Consider the following 6,490-nt stretch of genomic DNA (forward strand, 5'->3'; position numbering starts at 1 on the left):
GCGTGACGTGCTGCGTCGATGGAGAGGTACGCCCGAACGGATCACCTGGGGGAGATGCGATGACAGGGAACACGTACTACGCGAAGTCGGCTGATCAGCTTCGGGAGGCTCAGGCGCTCCTGGACGAGCATGTGACGTCGAGTGCGACGGGCCGCTGTCTGGCCTGCGACTCGCCGGGACCGTGCTGGCGGCGCGAGAACGCGGTGGTGACATTCTCCCGGACGCTGCGGCTGCCGGTCCGGCGCCCGGGAGCGAGCCGGCCAGAGTTGGTCGGTGCGGTGCGTGTCGGTGTTCCGGGCCTCCTGGCGGGTTAGCGGTGCACCGCGATGGGACCGCGCCCCGGAGAGGTCTTCTACGTGGGGCGCGCGGCGAGCGTGCAGTTCGCGGGCGACAGGGCACTCGTTCTGCGGGTCGTCCGGGTGGACCCGCGTCCGACCTACATCGGCTGGCAGTGGATCGACGGCTACGTGCTCGGCCCGGACGGCTCGGCCATCGAGCGCCGATCGGTCTTCGTACAGGTGGAGGGTCTTCTGCCGATTTTGGATTCTCCCGCCGAGTAGCCGTTCAGCGCCGAGCTCGGCTTGGCTTGATCCCGCAAGGTGGTGGCCGAGATGGCTGAACTGGCGAATCGCTTGACGGCAACGGCGGGCCTCGACTGCTTCGACTCTCCGGAGGTGCCGGCGCTGGACGGCCTGTTCGAGTCCGCTGATCCGGCGGTGACCGGCTGGATCCTGGAACTGGCGGAGACGGCGATCCAGCGATTCGGTGCGGCCGGCGAACGCCCGGATGATCAGGCGTTGGCCTGGTTGCGATACGCCCAACGGGCGACGAACCTGCTGACCGGGCCGCTGTCGGAGCGGTCCTGTGCAGCGAGCAGCGAGTTGGGCCGGCTGTGCCTGCGTCTGGGCCGGGTACGGGAGGCCGCTGCGGCGTGGCAGGTCGCGGTGATCGGGGCGGAACAGCGGCAGCAGTGGCTGTTGGCCGACAAGGCTCGGCTGTACTGGGCGCAATGCCTACACAGCCTGGGCTGTTGCGACGAGGCGATAGCGGTACTGCGGCGGGCCCGCGGCGGAATCGGCATCGTAGTGGCGCAGATTCTGTGCCTCAGGCTCCTGCGAAGGTGCGGCCGCCACGACGATGCGGCAGCGATGTGGTCGCTGATGGAGATCAGTACGACACAGGTGCTGCGCAGAGGGGCGCTCAACGAGCTGCTGAGCCCGGCGAACAGCGTGCTGAACGAGGTCGACGCGCGTACCCATGGTCTGGTCTGTGCCTATCGCCACGATGCGGCGCAGCTCGAAGCCGTTGAGCATGTCCATGGATAGAGCGGTTCCCATGGAAACGCACCGGGCGGTCCGGCCGAGCTGGGACTGCGAAGATTGCGCCGAGCCCTGGCCGTGCCCGGACCGCAAAGCCGGGCTGCTGGCCGAGCGACCATTCGACCGGTTGACTTTGCTGCTGTTCCTGTCCGGCTTCCTGACCGAGGCGATTGATGACTTCGCCCGGAACGGCACGGGAACCGTGCCCGACCTCTACGACCGCTTCCTGGGCTGGGCTCTCCGCGTGCCGTCCGATCCGTAGCCTGCCCGTCAGGCGGCGCTGTCGAGGCTGATCACGGGCTCGTGAAGGTCTCGGCGTCCAGCAGCGGCCGAAACAGGCCGGCGGCACGGTGTTCCTCGGCGTGTCCTGGTACAACCAGGAGTTCTTCACCGAACGCAACAGCGCCGGAGAGGGCTTCATGCACAAGTGGATCTACCAGCAGATCGGCGTGCTGCTGGAGGAGATCACCATCCAGCACTTCCTCGCCGCCGAGGCGGCCACCTTCACAGCCCAACACGAAGTAGCGGCCGTCAACTGACGGCCAAAGGGTGTGTATTCAGGCCTTAAGAGGCCTATGCCCGATGGGATGAAGACGAACGGTGTTTGTAGGATTTCAACGCGGGCGGAACTTCGATACAGTGCCGTTCATGGTGTGCGATGGCTAGCGTCAGAGGGCGTTTTGAGTATCCTGATGGACTGACTCCGGGAATGGCCAAGTCGGGTGGACTTCACCAGAATCTATACAATGCCGACGGCAAACTTGTTGACCACGCCACGTTCATACCCGACGGCGGCAGTCCTGAGTCGGTAGCGCCGGGAAAGGCGCCCTCGGAGTTCACGAACTTTGTCAAGGAACTGGCTGTGGAAGCCGCCATGAGGGTTGCCGTGGAGGCTGCACCGCACATCGAAAAGTGGTTGGTGCAGCAGGCGCTACCGGCTGCGAAGACCGCGTTGACCCAGCAAGCGGTGCCAGCGGTGAAGTCGGCCTGGAGCAACCGGGCTCTCCCGGCCGTGCGGTCGACGTGGAGCTTGGTATCGCGGAAGCGAACCTCTCATGATGCCATTGCCGCTGAGCCAGCGCCGGAGACGGGGCCTATCCGGGCCACGGCGACCGTGGGCGAGGAACCGTTGCGAGAACTGGTTGCGGCGCTTGAAGGCTTCAGCGCTGGGACCAGTGGCGTAGATGCGCGGGAGCGTTTTGTCGCGGCATTGATGGCCCAATTGCTCAGTGAAGACAGCCGACTTTTCAACGAGGTGCAGGCGAGGGTGCTGCGCAACGTCGGGGCCGAGGACCTGAACATGGAGAGCGAACTCGGCCCGGCCCAGGTACGCGAAAGTATCAAACGGATGCTGGAGGAAGATCCGGCATTGATCGATGAGCTGGTGCGGACTCTGGGCCAGGGCCGAACCGAGGAGTAAACGGCTGGATTGCGCCTGGGAGATAGTGGCAACGGACTGTCAGTGTTTCCCTTAGCCGCGGCCCTTCGTTAAATTAGGAGCAAATGGGTGACCTCCTGTCGACCTGCCGGGGTGGCATGGGAAAATCGTTCGTCCCGACAACAGGCGCACCGGGGCGCCCGAGGCCGTAGGCCGAACCGGCAGAAGTACGAGGCGACTTACGGGGCGGTCGCACGCGTGATGCGCGAGCGGCATCCTGAATAGGCGCTGTCGGACCCGGGTTGCGCTGCATGAGCCAAGCTGATCTTCCGCCGATAACGCGCGGTGGGCCAGCAGGGGATCAGTGTGGTGCCGGGCGGCTGCCATCGCTCGGGGAGAACCTCACCAAGTTGGGTCGCCGCCCGGCGAGCTGCCAGGGTAGGCGCCTCTGATGATCCGCGGTGACCGCGGCTTCACTACGGCACCTGCCCTCGCTCCTTTGCGCGTACGGTTCGCGGGGACGTACCCCAACCGGCCTCGGTTGGCCGCGCCCTGCCGGATTCGGTGGACATCGTCCGGCGGTTGCGGTCAGACGTAGACGCGGGCAGTCCAGGACTGCACGGCGGAGGCGGTCCACCTCTCCGCGTTGACGGAGTAGACGTCGACGATTCCCCGGCTCGTCTCGTACACCTCGGAGGTTTCGGTGTCGTAGTACTTGTCGTTTCCGGTCATCGCGGAAGTGAGATCAGCCAGGATCGCCACGGTGGCGTAGCCGTACTCGAAACACGGGTCGATCGACGGAGCCGAGTCCGTGCAGACCCTGTCGTCTGTGGAGACTTTCACGGTGATCGAAGCGCCCTTGCGGAACGTCACCGTCTTCGACTTGAAGTTCCCGACGCCGCCGTCGCTCCCGGAGTAGAGGGTCTCGGAACGCCGCTGGTTCACGTAGACCTTGACCGCGTCGGGCTTGCTCGTGCGCCCACCCGCTGTTGCCGTGAACGCCCCACCCTTGGTGGCCTTCATGAAGGTTGAGAACCGGCCGGACTTGTTGGCCTTGGTCTTCTTAACCGCCTTGCCGTTGAACTTGATGGTCACCGTGGCTCCCGTGCGGGCCTTGCCGACGATCTTGATCGGATCGCCGACCTTGGTCACCTCAGCGGCGTTGATCGTCGGGGCAATCTTGGCTGCGGACGCGGGAGCGGCGGAGAAGATTAGACCGGAGGCGACGACTGCCATGGCCATGGACAATGAAGCAGCGGCACGGGCGGGGCGGGTCAACGAGAAACTCCCATCGGTGTTTCACGCACGACGCGTGCGAGACACCCAGGCTGCAACCAGACAAAAATATGATCAAGGGACGACAGGGCGGGACTGGCTGGTCGGACGGCCAGATGTCCATTGCCAATAAGATCTGTTCAGAGGTGTGCATCGTGTTCCGGGCGGCGGTTGACGGCCAGCAGGTGACGGTCGTCCGACGCGGACCAGTTCGACGACGATCGGCTACTGCGGACCACTCGTAGGAAGCCCCTGATGCGGAAGCCCGCTGCGCTGATGGCAACTCAGCATCGACTACTTCCGCGCCGCATCATTGCCTTGTGTCGTACGCAAGGCGTAGGGCTATGGGGAGGCCCAGGCCGTTCAGGTGAGCACTTCGGGAGGCACCCCGAAGTGGCTGGCTGGGTGCGGCGTACAGGGCCGGTGCCGCCGTTCTGTCGGCCCTGGCCCTGTCTCTTTCGTTGCCGTTATGCCGCTTCGCGGGGGATGAGGTCGGCGGCGGCGTCGGCGTTCGGTCGCCGCAGTTCGAGGATCACCGAGGTGTACGTGTCGGAGGTGAGCCCGATGGTGGAGTGGCCGAGGACTTCTTGGATCTCTTTGAGGTCGGCGCCGCCGTGGCGTAGGTAGGTGGCGGCGCAGTGGCGCAGGTCGTGGAGTCGTACTGGTGGTAGGCCGCTGGCTTTGACGAGGTAGTCGAAGCGGTCGCTGATGGCTTGCGGGTGCCAGGGCTGGCCGTTGGGGCGTACGAAGAACAGTCCGGTGTTCGGCCAGTCGTCGCCGCTGACCTGTTGCCAGCGGTTACGCATGTCGAGGTATGCGGTGAGTCCGGCGACGGTGGTGGGGCCGAGGGGGATGATCCGGTCTCCGGCTTCGCTCTTGACTTTGCGGGTGACGGGGGTGTAGCCGACGGCGGTGATCTGTTGGACGACGCTGAGGTAGGCCTCGTTGAGGTCGACGTCGAAGTCGCGGAGGCCGATGGCCTCGCCGCGGCGTAGGCCGCGGTGCAGGATGAGTTCGAACAGTGGGTAGAGCACGGCGTCGTGTCGTTGGGCGTAGTCGAGGAACTGTCCGGCCTGTTCGGGTCGCCACACCATCACCGGGCTCGGCCGTTGCCCGGTGGTCTTCCACTGCTCGATGGCTTTGGGTGTCCAGACGCGGGCTTTCGGGCGGGCGCCGGATTCGAGTTCGATGCCCAGCGCGGGGTTGTGGGGGATGAGGCGGGAGCGGCGTACGGCGTCGTTGAGCGCCACCCGCAGGGTGGCGTATAGCCGGACCATGCTTGAGGCGCCCATCGGGCGGACGCCGCGGACTTTGGCGCGTACGACGGGGTCGTTGCTGGCTCGGGCGGCGCGGATTTGCTGATTGCGTTCGTCGAGGGCGGTGAACATGGCCTGGATGTGGCTGGTCCGCAGGGTTTGTAGCGGGATGTCGCCGAGGTGCGGGATCAGGTAGGAGCGGATGTGGTCGCCGTAGCCGCGGATGGTGTTGGGGGAGAGGCCGCGTCGTCCGGTGAGCCATTCGGTGAGGTATTCGCCGGTGGTGGTCGGCACGTTGGCGGGGACTCCGGCGCGGACGCGGGCGGCGACGGTGTCGCGGTCGGGTAGTGGGATGCCGTTCTTGCAGGCTTGCAGCATGTCGCCGATCTGGACGGCGAGGCCGGTGTCGTCGCCGGCGAGGGCGAGCAGGGAGCGGGCGTGGTCGAGTTCGGTGCGGGTGGTGTCGCGGTCGTCGAAGCCGCTGCGGCGTAGCACCCGGCGGGTTTGCCGTGGTGCGGTGGGTAGTTCGAGTTGGTAGCCCCAGGTGCCGTGGGTGGTGTTCCAGGAGCCGTTGGGGCGGCGTAGTTTCGGGCAGCCGCTGTTGAGTCGTTTCCCGGTGTCGGGGTCTTTGCAGCCGCAGCGTTTGGTGATGGATCCTTCGCTGATCACGGTTCTCCCTGGTCGGCGTGGTGGTGGGCGGCGGGCGGTCTGATTTCGCCGTGGTGATCCACGCTTCGTTGCGCCGACGACGTCAAGTCGCCGCTGGAAGGGATACCGAGGGCGGTGAGGATGCCGGCGACGGGTACGCGGTAGCGGGTGCCGGCCAGGATGACCGGTGCCGGGAACCGGTCGGTGCGGGCGAGGTCGTAGGCCAGGGAGCGGCCGAGCCCGAAGATCCGGGCGGCGGTGGGTAGATCGGTGACCGCGCCCAGGGCGCGGATGCGGTCCTCGGTCCATACGCGGTCTCGGTGGTCGGCGGCCGGGTTGTGGCTGGGGGTGGCGTTCATGGTGAGAGTGCTCCTGTCACGAAGAGGCGCATCTCTCGTCAGCCGCTGGTGCGGCGAGGATGCGCGGGCACTCTCAAATCGGCTCTTGTCAGTTCTGGCGAACACTCGCCGGTCTAACAGGAATCTGACAACGCCTTCCGGAAGTCTGACAGCGCAGGTCTGTCCCGTCTCAGGGAATCTGTCCGCGTCCCATAGGATCTGTCCTCTCGAGCCGACGAATCACCTCGCCGAATACGGCACCGACGCCTTCTCTGG

Annotated in this window: 8 protein-coding genes; 5 read left to right on the forward strand and 3 right to left on the reverse strand. The window is 65.9% G+C overall.

Going from position 1 to position 6,490, the window contains the following annotated elements; translation table 11 throughout:
* The first annotated feature begins 326 nt into the window (after positions 1-326).
* The 5 genes from AB0I88_RS22825 (at position 327) to AB0I88_RS22845 (ending at position 2,739) form a co-directional block, all read left to right on the forward strand.
* The gene (locus AB0I88_RS22825; RefSeq protein WP_361027827.1) at positions 327-560 is read left to right on the forward strand and encodes a hypothetical protein; all 234 of its coding nucleotides are present in this window, start codon (positions 327-329) and stop codon (positions 558-560) included.
* A 51-nt stretch (positions 561-611) separates the two neighbouring features.
* Positions 612-1,325 carry a hypothetical protein gene (locus tag AB0I88_RS22830; RefSeq protein ID WP_361027830.1) on the forward strand — a complete coding sequence of 238 codons (714 nt, stop codon included), beginning with the start codon at positions 612-614 and terminating at the stop codon, positions 1,323-1,325.
* Between the two features lie 10 nt (positions 1,326-1,335).
* Positions 1,336-1,581: a hypothetical protein gene (locus AB0I88_RS22835; protein ID WP_361027833.1), complete on the forward strand. Its 246-nt coding sequence runs from the start codon at positions 1,336-1,338 to the stop codon at positions 1,579-1,581.
* A 100-nt stretch (positions 1,582-1,681) separates the two neighbouring features.
* Positions 1,682-1,858, forward strand: coding sequence for a hypothetical protein (locus AB0I88_RS22840; protein ID WP_361027836.1), 177 nt, complete (start codon positions 1,682-1,684; stop codon positions 1,856-1,858).
* Positions 1,859-2,028: 170 nt separating this feature from the next.
* Positions 2,029-2,739, forward strand: coding sequence for a hypothetical protein (locus AB0I88_RS22845; protein WP_361027837.1), 711 nt, complete (start codon positions 2,029-2,031; stop codon positions 2,737-2,739).
* Between the two features lie 546 nt (positions 2,740-3,285).
* Here AB0I88_RS22845 and AB0I88_RS22850 read toward each other — a convergent pair.
* The 3 genes from AB0I88_RS22850 to AB0I88_RS22860 form a co-directional block, all read right to left on the reverse strand.
* The gene (locus AB0I88_RS22850; RefSeq protein WP_361027840.1) at positions 3,286-3,975 is read right to left on the reverse strand and encodes a hypothetical protein; all 690 of its coding nucleotides are present in this window, start codon (positions 3,973-3,975) and stop codon (positions 3,286-3,288) included.
* 464 nt (positions 3,976-4,439) lie between these two features.
* Positions 4,440-5,897, reverse strand: coding sequence for a tyrosine-type recombinase/integrase (locus AB0I88_RS22855; RefSeq protein ID WP_361027843.1), 1,458 nt, complete (start codon positions 5,895-5,897; stop codon positions 4,440-4,442).
* Complete coding sequence (locus AB0I88_RS22860) at positions 5,894-6,235, reverse strand: hypothetical protein (protein WP_361027846.1); 342 nt, start codon at positions 6,233-6,235, stop codon at positions 5,894-5,896. Before AB0I88_RS22860 ends, AB0I88_RS22855 begins: the two co-directional genes overlap by 4 nt.
* Between the last annotated feature and the right edge of the window lie 255 nt (positions 6,236-6,490).

Source organism: Actinoplanes sp. NPDC049802 (assembly GCF_040656595.1).
In the GTDB taxonomy this organism is placed as follows: Bacteria; Actinomycetota; Actinomycetes; order Mycobacteriales; family Micromonosporaceae; genus Actinoplanes.

What these genes read in the sequence shown, in the direction of transcription:
- AB0I88_RS22825 (WP_361027827.1), top strand. Translation starts at nt 327, where the DNA reads ATGGGACCGCGCCCCGGAGAGGTCTTCTACGTGGGGCGCGCGGCGAGC.
- AB0I88_RS22835 (WP_361027833.1), top strand. Translation starts at nt 1,336, where the DNA reads ATGGAAACGCACCGGGCGGTCCGGCCGAGCTGGGACTGCGAAGATTGC.
- AB0I88_RS22860 (WP_361027846.1), bottom strand. Translation starts at nt 6,235, where the DNA reads ATGAACGCCACCCCCAGCCACAACCCGGCCGCCGACCACCGAGACCGC.
- AB0I88_RS22830 (WP_361027830.1), top strand. Translation starts at nt 612, where the DNA reads ATGGCTGAACTGGCGAATCGCTTGACGGCAACGGCGGGCCTCGACTGC.
- AB0I88_RS22845 (WP_361027837.1), top strand. Translation starts at nt 2,029, where the DNA reads ATGGCCAAGTCGGGTGGACTTCACCAGAATCTATACAATGCCGACGGC.